This is a genomic window from Pedobacter sp. AK017, assembly GCF_014200825.1.
Taxonomy (GTDB): Bacteria; Bacteroidota; Bacteroidia; order Sphingobacteriales; family Sphingobacteriaceae; genus Pedobacter; species Pedobacter heparinus.
This window is the reverse complement of record NZ_JACHCW010000019.1, coordinates 66,170-82,614: the sequence shown is the minus strand read 5'-3', so window position 1 is coordinate 82,614 and position 16,445 is coordinate 66,170. Positions and strand designations below refer to the sequence as shown.

The following is a 16,445-nucleotide window of genomic DNA, read 5'->3' as shown; positions in this document are numbered from 1 at the left end:
CACACGCAAAGCTTTGGCTAAGCTTATTAACTTAAGATAAGAAATTTTGTTTGAATAAAAGAATATATTAATTAATAATTCTACCCTATTGCTAATGTACACCGGCCGTGTAATTCTGCCAGGTAAATTGTTAGAAATGGCGGGCGAAATTGATTCGTCCTGAATTATTTTATCATAAATTTTAGCTTCGATTTTGATATTAGCGGTATTTATAGCTTTATTTGCAGAAAAACGGTCTGAATGGCGAAAAATTTATTAATAGTAGAGTCACCTGCAAAAGCAAAAACCATCGAAGGGTATTTAGGTAAGGATTTTTTAGTTAAATCGAGTTACGGGCACATCCGTGATTTGGTTAAAGGGGATATGGCGATTGATACTGCCAATAATTTTGCCCAGACCTATGAAGTGCCGTCCGATAAGAAGCAGGTGGTAGCAGAACTTAAGAAATTGGCCAAAGACGCAGAAATGGTATGGCTCGCATCCGATGAGGACCGCGAAGGAGAAGCCATATCCTGGCATTTGTATGAAACCCTGGGACTGAAGGAAAATAAGACCAAAAGGATTGTTTTTCATGAGATCACCAAGCCCGCCATATTAAAAGCAATAGAAACCCCGCGCAGCATAGATTACAACCTGGTTAATGCCCAGCAGGCTCGCAGGGTGCTGGACAGGCTGGTAGGTTTTGAACTTTCGCCGGTATTATGGAAAAAAATTAAGCCTTCTTTGTCGGCCGGGCGTGTACAGTCTGTCGCCGTTCGCCTCATTGTCGACAGGGAACGTGAAGTCAATAAATTCAATGCTGCTGCAGCATTTAAAATTACTGCCGAATTTGTTACCGGTAATGGAAAAGAGCTGGTTAAAGCAGAGCTGCCACAGCGTTTTGAAAAAGAAGCTGATGCAGAAAAGTTTTTGAACGATTGTGCAGGGGCCGGGTTTTCGGTCGACAGCCTGGAAACAAAGCCCGCCAAACGTAATCCTGCAGCGCCTTTCACCACCTCTACCCTACAGCAGGAAGCTTCGCGGAAGCTGGGCTATTCGGTAAGCAGGACGATGCAGATTGCTCAAAGGCTATACGAAAGTGGAAGAATAACCTATATGAGGACAGATTCGGTGAATTTGTCGGAAACCGCTTTACAGGCTGCGGCCAGCGAAATCAGGTCGGCCTGGGGCGATAAATACCATCAGCCAAGAACTTATAAAACAAAATCTGCTGGTGCACAGGAGGCACACGAGGCCATCCGCCCTACTTATTTCAACCAGCATACCGTGCCGGGCGACAGTTCGGAGCAACGCCTGTATGAGCTGATCTGGAAAAGAGCCATTGCCTCACAGATGAGTGAAGCGCTGTTTGAAAAAACTACTGCACAGATCGGTATCAGCACCCGTAAGGAACAGCTGATTGCAGAAGGTGAAGTATTGAAATTTGACGGCTTTTTAAAAGTATACCTGGAATCTTCCGATGAAGAGGATGCGGAAGACTCGGAGGGCAACAATATGCTTCCAGCACTTTCGAGGGGACAGGCGCTGACTTTAAAAGTGATGAATGCAACGGAAAGGTTTTCGAGACCGCCGGCAAGATATACAGAGGCTTCATTGGTTAAGAAGCTGGAAGAGCTGGGTATAGGCAGGCCTTCTACTTATGCGCCAACCATCTCTACCATCCAGAACCGCGGATATGTGGTTAAGGAAGACCGTGATGGCCGCCAGCGTAGCTTTGCAGCCATAGAACTGAGCAATGGTTCGGTAACCAAAAAGACAAAAACAGAAATTACGGGTGCTGAAAAAGGCAAGCTCTTCCCTACGGATATTGGCGAGGTGGTGAACGATTTCCTTGTAGAACATTTTAAAGGTATTGTTGATTTTAACTTTACAGCGAATGTAGAGAAGGAGTTTGACGAGATTGCGCAGGGCCTGCAGGAATGGACAAAAATGCTCCACTCCTTTTATACGCCCTTTCACCTGGAAGTAGAAAATACGCTGGAAACGGCCGACAGGGCCAATGGAGAGCGCTTGCTGGGACTGGACCCGGCAACTGGTAAAAATGTTTACACCAAGGTTGGCCGCTTTGGCCCGCTGGTACAGATCGGTGAAAATGACGATGAAGAAAAACCACGTTATGCCAGTTTGTCCAAATCGCAATCGGTAGGTACAGTTACACTGGAAGAGGCTTTAGAGCAGTTTAAACTTCCTTTTTCTTTAGAAGATTATCAGGGTAAAGAAGTTTCTGTTGGAGTTGGCCGTTTTGGGGCTTATGTGAAATGGGGCGATGCCTTTATTTCTGTACCAAAGAATGAAGACCCATTGTCGATAGACCAGGCGCGTGCCATAGAGATCATTGGCGAGAAAATTACGGCCGATGCACCGGTGGCACATTACCAGGGCATGCCGGTTACCAAGGGTACAGGCAGGTTTGGGCCTTTTATCAAATGGAACGACCTGTTTATCAATGTGCCAAAGGCCTATAATTTCGACAGGCTTTCGCAGCAGGATATTGAGGAGCTGATCGGTAAAAAGATCGAAAAAGAGGCCAACAGGTTTATCCAGCAATGGCCTGCCGAAAAGATCGCGATCGAAAATGGCAGATGGGGACCCTTTATCCGTTTTGGCAAGGAAATGCTGAAATTGCGTAAAAACCCGGCCACGAATGATAAGTATACCCCTGAGGAACTGGCATCAATTGCTTTGGATGAAGTGAAGAAGCTGATTGTAGAGCAGGTGCCAAATGCATTTGAACCTAAAAAGAAAGCCGCTGCAAAAAAACCGGGAGCTGCGAAGAAAGCACCTGCAAAAAAGAAAGCAGTAGCAAAGAAGTAAGCCTGGGCACACAAGACGCATAACCTATGAAGAAAGATCTTCCTGAAAATATAGTTGAAGATGTGGCGATGGCCGTAGTGCTGATCGGTGAAACACCAGAAGTGAAAAACTGGACAGTATATATTGTAAACCTGAAGGATGTGGCACTGGATAATGCGCTGATCAGCTCTAAAGGTTATGGCGAAAAAGATGGTAAAATGGTAAAAACCTCCGTTTTGCGCCATTTTATTGGCGACCTGAAAGCCAAATCTTTTTCTGGCGTAGAAGCCATAGACCCTGAGGTTTTTGGCCTTACCAACGAATACTGGCTCAGCTATTACATAGATGGCGTGATTTACGATAAGAAATTCATCTTCCTTCCGGAAAGTATTGTAGATGAAAACCTGATCCACGTTCCCCTGGTCAACATGCCAGGCGTAATGATCAAATAAAGGCCTGTTGATAACAATTGTGCTTTAAAGCCAAACCTTTTTGTTATTTTTCCTACACATCTTATTGTTAAACATTCGTGCATGAAGAAGAATAAAAAATACTTCCTTATTGGCGCTGTTGCGCTTGTACTGCTTGGTATAGGTTCTGTTTTCTTTTTTAAAAAGGAAAGACCCAAAGATTATAACCAGCAATATTCCAAATACATAGAAGCCTATACTTCGGGTACAGTCTCTAAAAAGAGCTTCATCAGGGTACACCTGGCCAACCAGGTGAAAACCATGGCTGATATTGGTGTGGCAGATAGCCGGGAGCTGTTCAGCTTTTCTCCGGGCATTAAGGGTAAAACTTACTGGATTGATGCGCAGACCCTGGAATTCAGGCCTGAGGAGAGCCTTAAGCCGGGTGAAACTTATGAAGCTACCTTTAAACTGGAAAAGCTGATGGATACCGAAAAAGGCCTTGAAGAATTTGAATTTGATTTCAGGGTAATTAAGCCGGGCATGAACCTGGTACAGAACGGACTGGTGTCGCAGAACAATACTTCGCTGGACTACATGAAGCTGAGCGGTGAGATCAGTACTTCCGATCAGGAAGATACCAAGCTGATTGAAAAGGCTTTGTCGGTCGAATTTACACCATCACTTAAAGTAAAATGGCAGCATAACCCGGCAAAAAACACTTCTGTATTTACGGTAGACAGCATTAAAAAGACCGGTGCTGAAAATAAGCTGGTATTGAAATGGTCGGGCAGCCCTATTGGTGCCGAAAGCAAGGGGGAAGAAACGGTTTTAGTGCCTGCTAATGGAGTGTTTAAGGTATTGGACATCCGGTCGGTGCAGGACCTGGAAGACTTTGCACTGGTACAGTTTTCGGAGCCTGTAGGTGTGGGCCAGGACCTGAACGGACTGATCTCGCTGGCCGGACAGTCGGACCTCCGATTCACGATAGATGGCAGCCAGGTTAAGATCTATTCTCCTACTACGCTGGAGGGCAACTTTTCTGTTGCCGTTAATGAAGGTGTAGAGAACATCAACGGTAAAAAATTACAGGCCGGCAAAACAGCAAACATCGTATTTGAAAACAAGCTGCCTTCGGTAGTGATTGCGGGCAGTGGCACCATTATCCCGAATTCGGGAAAGCTGGTATTGCCTTTTGAAGCGGTAAACCTGAGAGCTGTGGATGTGACAGTGATCAAGATCTATGAGAACAATATCCCGCAGTTTTTTCAGACCAATAATTATAAAGATGGCGGCGAGCTGCGCCGTGTGGGTAAACCGGTGGTGCAGAAAACCATACGGCTGGATGAAGATAAAGCGCTTGACCTGCATAAAAAACATCGTTTTACCTTAGACCTGGATAAGGTCATCCGTACAGAGCCAGGTGCCATGTACCGCATTACCATTGGTTTCAGGCAGGCCTACAATGTGTATAAATGTGCAGAGGCCGAAGCTGGGGCTGCTGATGGGGATTATGAGCGCTATGGCGAGAAAATTGACGAAGATGATGAGTTCTGGGAGCGCTATAACAGCTATTATCCGAACAATTACCGCTGGGAAGACCGCGATAACCCTTGCACCCCATCCTATTATACCAATGAACGCTGGGCAAGCCGGAATTTAATGGCCTCGAACATTGGCCTGATAGCGAAACGTGGAAATGACAACAGCATGCTGATCATTGCGACTGACCTGCTGACGGCCAAAACTTTGAGCGGGGTAACCCTGGAACTGCTGGATTACCAGCGCCAGCTGATCCATACCGTAAAAACGGATGGGGACGGTATGGCTTCGTTTGACCTGAAAAGAAAACCCTTCTTACTGGTGGCCAAAAATGGTGATGAGCGGGGTTACCTGAAGCTGGATGATGGAAATTCGCTGCCACTGAGCAGGTTTGATGTAGGTGGTGATGTGGTGCAGAACGGTCTTAAAGGCTTTATTTATGGTGAACGCGGGGTTTGGCGTCCCGGAGATTCTGTATTCCTGTCCTTTGTACTGGAAGACAAGCTCAAAAAGCTGCCGGGTGGCTATCCGGTTACTTTTGAACTGTATAACCCTCAGGGACAGCTGATCAAAAGGATGATCAATGGCAAGCCTTTAAACGGGTTTTATGCATTCAGGACGGCTACAGAAAGCACGGCACCCACAGGAAACTGGCTGGCCAAAGTGAAGGCCGGTGGTGCTACCTTTTCTAAAACCATTAAGATTGAAACGGTAATGCCAAACCGTCTGAAGATCAGTTTCGACATTGGCAACCGTACCTATCTGGGTTCTGGCGGGCCTTCTACCGCTACCCTTTCGGCCAACTGGCTGTTTGGTGCGCCGGGCAAGCACCTGAAAGCCAAGGTGGATGTGAACCTGAATACCATGCAGACTACCTTTAAGGGCTTTGAAGCCTATACTTTTGACAACCCGACGGTCGTGTTCCAGTCGCAGGTCAAAACCATATTTGAAGGTACCTTACGCGAAACCGGAACAGCTACGGTAAATACCAATTTAAACGAGAACAATACAGCTCCGGGTATGCTGAAGGCCAATTTTACCACCAAGGTATTTGAGGCAGGCGGTAATTTCAGTATCGACAATTTCAGCATCCCCTATCATGTATACAGCAATTATTATGGCATCAAAACACCTGAGGGCGATAAAATGAGTGGCATGCTGCTGACCGGCCAGGACCATAAGATTGACATTGTGAATGTAGACCGGAACGGGAAACTTGTACAGGGCGGTAAAACGGTAGATGTAGAATTGTATAAAGTGCAATGGCGCTGGTGGTGGGAACAGGACAACGAGAACTCCTTTGCCAATTTTACCCAGAATTCTTATAACAAACTGGTCAAAAAGGAAAACATTACACTGCAGGACGGTAAAGGCAGCTGGAAAATCAGGATCGATGAACCGGAATGGGGCCGTTACCTGGTGCTGGTACGGGATGTAAATGGCGGACATGTTACAGGTAAATCGGTGTATATCGACTGGCCGGGCTGGGCCCAGCGCGAACAGGGCAACAACCCTACCGAGGCTTCCATGCTTTCTTTTACGGCCAATAAAACGAAATTTAATGTAGGCGAAGAAGTGGTGCTGACCATCCCTTCGGGTGCCGGTGGCAGGGCCCTGATCTCGATAGAAAACGGCAGTAAGGTATTAAAGACTTTCTGGACGGATACCAAAGCCGGGCAAACGCAGTTTAAGTTTAAAGCCGAAAAGGAAATGGCACCTAATGTATTTGCCAATGTAACGCTGTTACAGCCACATGCACAAACGGTAAACGATTTGCCGATCAGGATGTACGGGGCCATTCCCCTGCTGGTGGAAGACCCGCAGACCATACTGAAACCGGTAATCAGGATGGCCGATAAAATAAGACCCGAAACCGAAAGCAGCATTACAGTAAGCGAGCAGAATGGCAAGGCCATTACCTATACCATTGCCATTGTAGATGAAGGTTTGCTTGACCTGACCAGGTTTAAAACGCCGGATCCGCATGGTGTATTTTATGCCCGTGAAGGCCTGGGTGTAAAAACATGGGACCTGTTTGACTATGTTTTGGGTGCCTGGGGTGGCAATCTGGAACGCATCCTGAGTATTGGCGGGGATGGCAGCATCAATAAAAACCTGAACCCGGCCAAGGCCAACAGGTTTGTGCCGGTAGTAAAATACATGGGGCCTTTTGCTTTGGGCAAAGGCGCTTCGCAAACGCATAAATTTAAACTGCCACAATACATTGGCGCGGTAAGGGCCATGGTAGTTGCCGGCCAGGATGGTGCCTATGGCAAGGCCGAAAAAAGTGTGCAGGTGAAAAAGCCGCTCATGCTGCTGGCTACAGTACCAAGAGTGATAGGCCCTGGCGAAAGCTTTACGCTTCCGGCCACGGTATTTGCAACTGAAGCCAACCTTAAAAAGGTAACCCTGCAACTGCAGCCCCAGAATTTGCAGGTACAGGGGCTAAGGACCATAGAGATGAGCTTTAAGCAACCGGGCGAACAAATGGCCTATTTTGAGGTGAAGGCCCCGGAAATGACCGGCATCGCTAAAATACGGCTGGTAGCTCAGAGCGTTACGCCAGGTGGAACAGAAAAAACCGCTTATGATGTAGAGCTGGATATCCGTAACCCTAACCCTTTTGTTACCAATGTGCTGTCGGCCGTAATAGAACCTGGCCGCAACTGGGGTACCCAATATGTACCTATAGGTATGGCAGGTACCAATTCGGGCAGTGTGGAAGTATCGTCCATCCCTCCCATTAACCTTAAAAAACGATTAAGCTATCTGATGCAATATCCGCATGGCTGTGTAGAGCAAACCACTTCCGGAGTATTTCCGCAGTTGTTTTTGAGTAAACTGAGCCCGTTAACGGAACAGCAGAAAGCCGGTGCCGACAGGAACCTGAAGGCAGGTATTGCAAGGTTGCGCAGCTTTCAGACTACTGAAGGGGGACTGGGCTACTGGCCTGGTGCCAGCACTGCCGACGAATGGGGCAGCAATTATGCAGGGCATTTCCTGGTAGAGGCCCAGAACGCAGGTTATACCATACCTGTGGGGATGCTGGATGAGCTGGCGCGCTATTTGAAAACAAAGGCCGCCAACTGGTCGCCCAACAGTACCAATTTTTATGGAGGCGACCTTTCACAGTCCTATCGTTTATATGTACTGGCTTTGGCCAAAAGGCCGGATATGGCTGCCATGAACCGCTTAAGGGCCTTTCAATATTTGTCGGTAAGCGCCAAATGGCGTTTGGCAGCAGCTTATAAGCTTGCAGGCCAGTCGGATGCAGCAAATAACCTGATCAAAGGATTAGCGATAGAAGTTAAGCCTTACAACCAGCTTGGTGGTACTTACGGATCGGACATCAGGGATGAGGCCATGATCCTGGAGACACTGACCTTACTGGGCCGCAAGGCTGAAGCAGGACGGCTGGTGCAGTCGCTAGCCGTAAAAATGGGTAAAGACGACTGGTACAGCACGCAGACCACGGCATACAGCCTGCTGGCCATTGCCAAATTTTGCGGAGCAAATTCGGCAGCTAATAACCTGCAGTTCAGCTATACCATTGATGGTAAAAAGGGCAATGTAAATTCAAACCAGTTCCTGAACAGTACGGCGCTGAGCTTTAAAGGCGGCAATGGCGTAAGCATCAGCAATTCGGGCAGCAGGGTACTGTTTGTGGGCCTGGTACTGGAAGGACAGCCGGCAGCGGGGCAAAATGATTTTCTGCCCAACAATCCGGATATGCTGGACATGAGCGTGAGCTATAAGCTGTTAAATGGTAAAGCGCTGGACCCTTCCGTATTGAAACAGGGAACTGATTTTTATGCAGAAGTGGTGGTTAAGAACCCAGGTAAAATGGGTTATTACGAACAGATGGCACTGACACAGATCTTCCCTTCGGGCTGGGAGATCATCAATACCAGGGTTAACGACAATGAAAGTATCCTTGCGGCCTCCCCTTATACGTACAGGGACATCAGGGACGACCGGGTATTTACCTATTTTAACCTGAGGGAAAATGAGACTGTAACCTATAAAGTGCTGTTAAATGCGTCTTATATAGGACGTTATTATTTGTCGGCCGTACAATGTGAGGCCATGTATAACAACAGTATCAGCGCAACTGAGGCAGGCAAATGGGTGCAGGTGATTAAATAAGGACTATAATCTTGGCCATACATTGATTAAGAGGTATTTGATAAAGCCAGCTGATAATTTTAAGAAGGTAACAATTTTTTCCATGACGATTGATTTATTAGAGATCAATTGTTGCGGGAAATTGTTACCTGTGTGTTTTGAAAAAATGGAATGTTATTAAAGGAACAAAAAATCATCCTTTTTACAGATGTATGCTGCCTGGTACTGCTGCTGGTATTTCTGTTGTCGCTACCTTCAAAGCTGTTCCGGTCGCCCAGCTCCTATGTACTGGAAGCTTCGAACGGGGAACTGCTGAGTGCAGCTATTGCCAGGGACGGGCAATGGCGTTTTCCGGTAGCGGATAGTGTTCCGGAGAAGTTTGCACAATGTATTGTCGCTTTTGAGGACAAGCGTTTTTATCAGCATCCGGGGATCGATATTTTAGCGATGGGCAGGGCCATGCGCCAGAATTTTAAGGCCCGTACTGTGGTAAGTGGAGGCAGTACGCTGACTATGCAGGTGATCCGCCTGTCGCGGCGGGAAAGCCGTACCATAGGCCAGAAGCTGATTGAAATGGTGCTGGCCCTGAGATTGGAACTGGGACATTCTAAAAATGACATTTTAAAACTATATGCGGCCAATGCACCCTTTGGGAGCAATGTTGTAGGGCTGGAAGCGGCTTCATGGCGTTACTTTGGGCGTGGGCCGGAGGCTTTGTCATGGGGAGAAATGGCTACGCTGGCGGTATTGCCAAACAGCCCGGCGCTGGTCCATCCCGGTAAAAATTCGGCCAGGCTCATCAAAAAACGGAACGATCTGCTGGATAAGCTGGCTGTATTGGGGACCATAGACCAGGCTACGGCCAATTTATCCAAGCTTGAGCCTATTCCTGGTAAGCCACAGGCCCTGCCGCAATATGCCCCTCACCTGCTGAACCGCTTTAAAAGCGAGCAGGCATCCTTAAAAAATAAAGGAACAAGGATCAGCTCTACGCTGGATTACGATTTGCAGCTGAAGTTAAACGCCCTGCTTAAGCGCTACAACAACCGTTACCGGGCCAACGACATCAATAACATTGCTGCCCTGGTGCTGGATGTGAAAAAAGGTACCGTACTGAGTTATGTGGGGAATATCTATCAGCCTGAAAATAAGGAACTGGAAAGCCATGTGGACATGATCAGGGCGGCAAGGAGTCCGGGTAGCACCTTAAAACCCCTGCTGTATGCCAGTATGCTGAACGATGGGTTCATTTTACCGCGTACCCTGATACCGGATGTGCCCACCCAGATTGGGGGCTATTCGCCCCAGAATTACGATTTGGGTTATGACGGAGCTATTCCGGCCGACAGGGCCCTGAGCCGTTCTTTAAATATCCCTCCGGTGAAAATGCTGCAGACCTATAAATACCAGCGTTTTTACGATAAGCTGAAAAAACTGGGTTTCAGTACCTTGAACCGGCCGGCCGACCATTATGGCCTTTCGCTGATCCTGGGGGGCAGTGAGGTAACGATGTGGGACCTGGCCAGGACATATATGGGCATGGCCCGTACCTTAAACCATTTTAACGATTATAAAGGCCGGTATAACCCCCATGATTACGATGAACCGCTTTATATAAATGCCAGGCGGGATACGCGGTATGATGGTGATGAAACGCAGGTAAACTCGGTGTTCGACCATGGTTCGATCTGGAATGCCTTTAATGCCATGGAAGAACTGATGCGCCCTGGTGAAGAAGGTTTATGGGAACAGTTTTCGTCTTCGCAGCGGCTGGCCTGGAAAACCGGGACAAGTTTTGGTTTCAGGGATGCCTGGGCGGTTGGGCTAAACCCGGATTATGTGGTGTGTGTATGGGTGGGCAATGCCGATGGTGAAGGCCGCCCGGGCCTTACAGGGATTGATGCGGCAGCACCGGTACTGTTTGATATTTTTAAGCAGCTGCCGGCAGGAAAATGGTTCCGGACACCTAAAAACAAATTAAAAAAGATGCGTGTATGCCGGCAAAGCGGTTATAAGGCCGGCGAATATTGTGGGGATGTACTGGAAGAACTGGTTTCCCCGGCGGGAGAAAAAACAGTGCTTTGCCCCTACCATAAGCTGGTACACCTGGACAGGACAGGTACCTACAGGGTAACAGATGCATGTGAAGCACCTGCTGAGATGCAACACAGGGCCTGGTTTATATTGCCACCGGCAATGGAATACTATTATAAGATCAAGAACAGCGATTATAAAGTGCTGCCCCCCTTTAAGCCGGGTTGCGGGGATGTGGGCAGCAATTATGTGATGGAGATGATCTATCCGAAGAACAATGCCAGCATTTATGTACCGCTGGAGCTGGATGGGAGCCGCGGTAAAGTGGTGCTGAATGCGACCCACCGGGATGCGGACATAAAGATTTACTGGCATATAGACGGGGCATATGTGGCCACTACAAAAAACTATCACCAGCTGGCAGTGAGTCCGGCGCCCGGAAAACATACCCTGACCCTGGTAGATGAAAACGGGGAAAGGCTGGTGCAGACTTTTACCATTCTGGATAAGGAGAAAAACTAAGCTTCCGGTATGGGCTGATTGTGCAGCAGTGTGCGTTCCACGGCACCCATGGTGATGAGGTACTGAGCAATCATATAGCTGGCCATGATCCATACTCCTGAATGGCTGATGGGGCTTACAAATTTGTTATACGCTAAAATACCATCAGAAAACACGAAAAACAGCGCGCCAAAAAGGATGAGCTTAAAGCTGCTGCTGTTTACCCGCTGGTTGCGGAAACAGGCCATCATCATCATCATGCTGATGACCAGGATATAGACCATGACCGGGAGTTTCATGATGCCGAGCTGCGGCCTGAGGTAAAAATAAAAGCTGATGGCCAGTATTGCGCAGCAAAAAATAGCTATCCTTGCCCCTTTTTTGTCCAGTTCGGGGGCAGATTTAAAATCGAGATAAAAAGCACGGATATAAAAGAGGTGACAGAGCAGAAATGCGGCCAGTCCCCCTATAAAAAAGTTTTCGTTGCCTGCGGCATACATCAGCAATACATCGCCTGCCAGGGCAAAAACCAAGCCGGTGAATATCCGTTTGTGAAAGCGGCCCTTTAAGCGGGTGCTGACACTGAGCATGATGAGCAGGGAGATAACAATAAGGGGTTTGCTGAAAGCGGCAAGTGCTGTTGCGCTGTTCCATACTGACAGGAGCTGCAGGATAAAGACGAAGACAAACAGGAGATGAAACCAGGGGTGTTTTTTTAGCATTGTGACCTCTTCTTTTGTGATTTTGGTCAAAGCTATAAAAACTATAACTAAAAACAGCAGTTACAACCAGGTTATAACTGCTGTTTGATATAGATGGATACTATAGAAATCTGTTATTAAAAAGCTTAATAGCTTTTTTCTGTACGGTTGTTGCGTCTGAAGCCACCACCTGCAGCACCACCAGTGTTTGGTTTTTCCTGTGCTTCAGCAACTTTGATGCGGTTACCGTTGTAATCGCCGCCGTTCATGCGTTTGATTGCTTCTTTTGCCTCTTCTTCAACAGGCATTTCCACAAAACCAAAACCACGACTTTGACCAGTCTCACGATCTTTGATTATCCTAAGTGATTTTACTTGACCGAAATCACCAAATACGGCTGTTAATTCATCTTCCCCTACTTCTAAAGGAAGGCCTGTAATAAATATCTTCATTAATGTTTAAAAATTTGTACAAAAATAAGCATTTTTTCGCTTAAAATTCAATGTAAGTGTCAGTTATAAGTATAATTGTTGCGGTATCAACAATTAATTACAGATTTTGTTTGGCTGGTTTGTTACTGGGATGAGAAATTATTTTAAGTAAATATCAGGGTGTTAAAAAAATGTGGCAGGCATTTTGGGTGTCATTGTGTAAAAGTTTGTATTTTTAGGCTATTAACACGAGGCAGATTTGAATTTAATTATAAGAAAATTGTAAATTTTATTTTAAAAAGTAATATATTGAAACTTGGTTGACTTCAAGTTTTGTTTTCTGTGTTTATGATCTTAGCTTTGGGAAGTTTTACAAATTGACAAAATTGTTAATTTAGTCAGATAAAAAATGATGGGGTATTTATTAAATACAGGACAGATAATTCCTCATGTTACATAACAAAACAATATCAACTAAAAAGTTCTGTGATCTAAACATACAAGTACCAGCATGCGCAAAAAATTATACGATAGGATAGCAGCTTTTAAAGACGCTAACGCAATTAAGGAAAAGGGTCTATATCCTTATTTCCGTGCAATAGAATCAGGCCAGGATACAGAAGTGGTGATAGATGGGAAGAAGGTGCTGATGTTTGGCTCTAATTCCTATCTCGGTTTAACTAATCACCCTAAGATTAAAGAAGCCTCTAAAGCTGCAATAGACAAGTATGGTACCGGATGTGCGGGTTCGAGGTTTTTAAACGGGACACTGGATATCCATATTGAACTGGAAAAAAGGCTTGCTGCTTATGTGGGCAAGGAAGCCGCTGTATTGTTCAGTACAGGTTTTCAGGTAAACCTGGGTGTGATCTCCTGTTTACTGGATAGAAATGATTACCTGATTTTGGATGAATATGACCATGCCTCGATCATTGACGGCAGTCGTTTATCCTTTTCGAGGTCTATCAAATATGCCCACAACGATATGGACGACCTGCGCAAGAAACTGAGCCGTTTACCTGAAGACGCAGCCAAGCTGATTGTTGCGGATGGTATTTTCAGTATGGAGGGCGACCTGGTAAACCTGCCGGAAATTGTAAAAATAGCCAATGAATATGGCGCCAATATTATGATGGATGATGCCCATAGCCTGGGTGTGATTGGCTTTAACGGTGCGGGTACGGCTTCACATTTTGGCTTAACGGATGAGGTTGACCTGATTATGGGTACTTTTAGCAAGTCACTGGCTTCGCTGGGTGGTTTTATTGCCGGTACAGAAGAAACCATAGAATTTGTAAAACACCGGGCACGCTCTTTAATGTTTAGTGCCAGTATGCCTCCGGGTGCTGTTGCAAGTGTAATTGCTGCTTTGGACATCATTGAATCGGAGCCGGAGCGTATAGACAAGCTTTGGGCAAATACCAATTATGCCAAAAAACTACTGGTTGAGGCAGGCTTTGACATTGGTCATACCGACAGCCCGATCATTCCGGTTTACATCAGGGACAATGACAAAACCTTTATGGTAACAAATATCCTGAGTAACAACGGGATTTTTGTGAACCCTGTGGTATCCCCTGCTGTTCCTTCCGATTCTTCGCTGATCAGGTTCTCGCTGATGGCTACGCATACTTTTGAACAGATTGAAGAAGCCGTAGAAAAATTGTCGGCCGCTGCAAAAGAAGTGCAGGTAAAATCATTCCAGGAAACTATATAAAAATGACCAGAGGCTTAATTTACAGATTAAGCCTTTGTTTTTTATAAACATATCCCTCTAAACCAAATCTTAAACCAATGAAAGAAATTGTTGCCGTTAGCACCAAGAAACAGTTAGCAACATTTATAGATTTTCCACATGAGCTGTATAAAGCTGATCCGAACTATGTTCCGGAACTGTTTATTGCGCAGCGCGACCTTTTAACTACCCATCCTTTTCATAAACACTCTTCCTTGCAGTGTTTTTTGCTTTTTGATGGCGAAAAAGTGATCGGCAGGATTGCAGCCATCTTAAACAACAGCCACAATACCATGAACAATGCCAGTGACGGTTTTTTTGGTTTTTTTGATTGCATCAATGACCAGGAAGCGGCCGGTATGTTACTGGATACTGCAGCGAAATGGCTGAAGGATAAAGGGGTGAAAAATAAGATCATGGGCCCGGTTAACTTTTCTACCAATGAGTCCTGTGGTTTACTGATTGAAGGGTTTGACTCGCCACCCGTGGTGATGATGCCTTATAATGCCAGCTACTATCCCGACTTATTGGCGGGCTGGGGACTGAAAAAACAGGTTGACCTGATTGCATGGCGGTTTAACGGCGACAATTATGACGACCGCTCTGTAAAGCTGATAGACCGGCTGGAAGAACGTTTAAAGCGCAGTAACATTGTGATCCGTAAAATTAACCTGAAAAATTTTAAACAGGAAGCTGCTGCTTTGCGCGAGGTTTACAATAAGGCATGGGACAAGAACATGGGCTTTGTACCTTTAAATGACGAAGAGTTTGATTACCAGGCGAAAGACCTGAAGCTGGTGCTGGACCCTGATTTTTGCCTAGTGGCCGAGCAGGATGGCAAGCTGGTAGGTTTTGGTGCCGCTATTCCGGATATGAACCAGATCCAGATCAAAATTAAAAAAGGCCGGTTACTGCCTACCGGGATCTTTAAATTGCTGTTTGGCAAGAAAAAGGTGAAGGGCATCAGGATCTTGCTGCTGGGGGTAATTGATGGTTACCGTAAAATGGGCATTGAGGCCTGTATTTATGGCCGCATCATTAAGGCTTACCGTGCAAAAGGCATGGAATATGCCGAGGCTTCCTGGACCCTGGAGCATAACGACCTGGTGAACAATGCTATTATTGCCATTAAAGGCGACCCTTATAAGAAATACAGGATCTACGAACGGGAGATATGAGTAAAAAAAAGGTATTGATTACCGGTGCGAGCGGATTTGTGGGTTATCATTTGATTAAAGAAGCTTTAAAAGCAGATCTTGAAGTTTATGCGGCTGTACGCAACAGCAGTGATGTGGCACACCTGAAGGATTTTGACATCAGGTATACAGACCTGGATTATAGAGATGTGGAGGCTTTGAAAGCAGAGCTGGAAGAAAAACAATACCATTACATTATCCATGCGGCGGGTACCACCAAGGCCAAGACCAAAGCGGTATACGAGGAGATCAATGCAGGTTATACCAGGAACCTGGCCATTGCGGCAAGTACGGCCAATATCAGTTTAGAGAAATTTGTTTTTGTAAGCAGCCTGGCTGCACTGGGGCCGCTAAAACAACTATCGGGCGAAATCCAGGACGACAGTGCAGGACATCCGGTAACCAATTATGGCGCCAGTAAGCTGCTGGCCGAACAGTACCTGGCAGGCTTTAGTACCTTGCCTTTAGTGACCATCCGGCCTACAGCCGTTTACGGGCCCAGGGAAAAAGACCTGTTTATTTTGTTTGACAGCATCAATAAAGGGCTTGAGCCACATATTGGCCGTTTTGAGCAGCAGCTGAGTTTTGTGTATGTAAAAGACCTGGCCAGGGTGATTATTAAAGCCCTGCAGCTTCCTTTGGTCCACAAAGCCTATAACATTTCTGATGGGAAAATTTATAACAGATACGCCCTGGCCAATTACACCAAAAAGGCCTTAAACAAAAAAACCTTTAAGTTCCATTTACCTGTGCCCCTGGTAGCCTTTATGGCAGCTGTGATGGACCTTATTTATGCAGGCAGTAAAGATACACCCACTTTAAATAAAGAGAAGATGGCGGAACTGACCGCTGTTAACTGGGCCTGCAGCATAAAGAATGCCGAGGCCGACCTGGCTTATGTACCCGAGTACAACCTGGAAAAAGGGATAATGCAGACCCTTAAATGGTATAAACTGAACAACTGGCTGTAAGGTGCC

Annotated in this window: 9 protein-coding genes; 7 read left to right on the top strand and 2 right to left on the bottom strand. The window is 46.2% G+C overall.

Annotation, left to right across the window (positions count from 1 at the left end):
• Positions 1-240 precede the first annotated feature (240 nt).
• The 4 genes from topA to pbpC all read left to right on the top strand — a co-directional run bounded on the left by topA (position 241) and on the right by pbpC (position 11,426).
• Positions 241-2,814, top strand: a complete 2,574-nt coding sequence (gene topA / locus HDC92_RS21850; protein ID WP_183877104.1) for a type I DNA topoisomerase — start codon at positions 241-243, stop codon at positions 2,812-2,814.
• Between the two features lie 26 nt (positions 2,815-2,840).
• A complete protein-coding gene (locus HDC92_RS21845; protein WP_183877103.1) occupies positions 2,841-3,245 on the top strand; it encodes a hypothetical protein in 405 nt (134 codons plus the stop codon).
• A gap of 81 nt (positions 3,246-3,326) precedes the next feature.
• On the top strand, positions 3,327-8,891 hold the full coding sequence (locus HDC92_RS21840) for an alpha-2-macroglobulin family protein (RefSeq protein WP_183877102.1): 5,565 nt from the start codon (positions 3,327-3,329) through the stop codon (positions 8,889-8,891).
• A 150-nt stretch (positions 8,892-9,041) separates the two neighbouring features.
• On the top strand, positions 9,042-11,426 hold the full coding sequence (gene pbpC, locus HDC92_RS21835) for a penicillin-binding protein 1C (protein ID WP_183877101.1): 2,385 nt from the start codon (positions 9,042-9,044) through the stop codon (positions 11,424-11,426).
• Here the strand turns inward: pbpC and HDC92_RS21830 are convergent.
• Together HDC92_RS21830 and HDC92_RS21825 are read right to left on the bottom strand one after the other, a co-directional pair.
• On the bottom strand, positions 11,423-12,127 hold the full coding sequence (locus HDC92_RS21830) for a lysoplasmalogenase (protein WP_183877100.1): 705 nt from the start codon (positions 12,125-12,127) through the stop codon (positions 11,423-11,425). The genes pbpC and HDC92_RS21830 overlap by 4 nt on opposite strands.
• Before the next feature lie 125 nt (positions 12,128-12,252).
• Entirely contained in the window at positions 12,253-12,558 is a 306-nt protein-coding gene (locus HDC92_RS21825; protein ID WP_015808011.1) for an RNA recognition motif domain-containing protein, read from the bottom strand.
• A 490-nt stretch (positions 12,559-13,048) separates the two neighbouring features.
• On the opposite strand from HDC92_RS21825, the gene spt reads away from it, so the two are divergent.
• The 3 genes from spt (at position 13,049) to HDC92_RS21810 (ending at position 16,439) form a co-directional block, all read left to right on the top strand.
• Positions 13,049-14,254 (top strand): serine palmitoyltransferase, encoded by a 1,206-nt coding sequence (gene spt / locus HDC92_RS21820; RefSeq protein WP_015808012.1) that lies wholly within the window; start codon positions 13,049-13,051, stop codon positions 14,252-14,254.
• Between the two features lie 77 nt (positions 14,255-14,331).
• Positions 14,332-15,450: a hypothetical protein gene (locus HDC92_RS21815; protein WP_015808013.1), complete on the top strand. Its 1,119-nt coding sequence runs from the start codon at positions 14,332-14,334 to the stop codon at positions 15,448-15,450.
• Complete coding sequence (locus HDC92_RS21810) at positions 15,447-16,439, top strand: NAD-dependent epimerase/dehydratase family protein (protein WP_183877099.1); 993 nt, start codon at positions 15,447-15,449, stop codon at positions 16,437-16,439. Before HDC92_RS21815 ends, HDC92_RS21810 begins: the two co-directional genes overlap by 4 nt.
• Positions 16,440-16,445: the final 6 nt, after the last annotated feature.